This window comes from Vibrio sp. 1727, assembly GCF_033344415.1.
GTDB classification, from domain to species: Bacteria; Pseudomonadota; Gammaproteobacteria; order Enterobacterales; family Vibrionaceae; genus Vibrio; species Vibrio alginolyticus.
The window spans coordinates 1-632 of record NZ_JAWPOT010000386.1 but is presented as its reverse complement, the minus strand read 5'-3'; the positions used below and the strand labels follow the sequence as shown (position 1 = coordinate 632).

Below are 632 nucleotides of genomic sequence, written 5' to 3'. Positions count from 1 at the left end.
GTTGAAGACAGCAAAACAGACAAGGTGCTCGATGCGGCTCGTGATGCAGGAGCAACGGGGGCGACCGTGATCAATAATGCTCGTGGTCAAGGTTTAAATCAGAAGCGGACGTTTTTTGGATTAACCCTAGAAGTACAAAAGGATGTTCTGCTCTTTGTGGTGGAAGAGCAGCTTTCTCGGCACATACTTGAGACCATTAATGAAGTGGGAGAGTTTGACCGAGAGTCGGGGCAGGGGAGTGCGATTCAAATTGATATCGAGGATGCCGTAGGTGTTGCGCATCAAGTCGAAACGTTGACCAAGGTGGTTGAGGATGAACTATGAGTAATCAAACGATAGTACGAGTAAGAGACGTCATGGCTGCTACTTACGTTATGGTAGATGGACTGATGACCGTATACGAAGGCATTACTCTGGCAAAGAAATATCAAGTGAAAGCGCTGGTGGTCAAAAAGCGCGATGACAACGATGAATACGGCATTGTATTAATGAATGATATTGCGAAGAAAGTGTTGGCAAATAACCGTGCCCCTCAGCGCACCAATATCTACGAAATTATGACTAAGCCTGCTTTGTGTGTCGATCCAGATATGAACGTCAAATACTGTGCTCGTCTGTTTGAGCGATTTGGG

The 632-nt window shown here is 46.0% G+C and carries 2 protein-coding genes; both read left to right on the top strand.

Annotated features, from left to right (window positions below; translation table 11 throughout):
* Positions 1 to 324, top strand: a 324-nt coding sequence (locus R8O10_RS25900; protein WP_318192054.1) for a P-II family nitrogen regulator, incomplete at its 5' end; no start/stop codon positions are given.
* On the top strand, positions 321 to 632 hold a 312-nt coding region (locus R8O10_RS25895; RefSeq protein ID WP_318192053.1), incomplete at its 3' end, for a CBS domain-containing protein. The genes R8O10_RS25900 and R8O10_RS25895, both read left to right, overlap by 4 nt.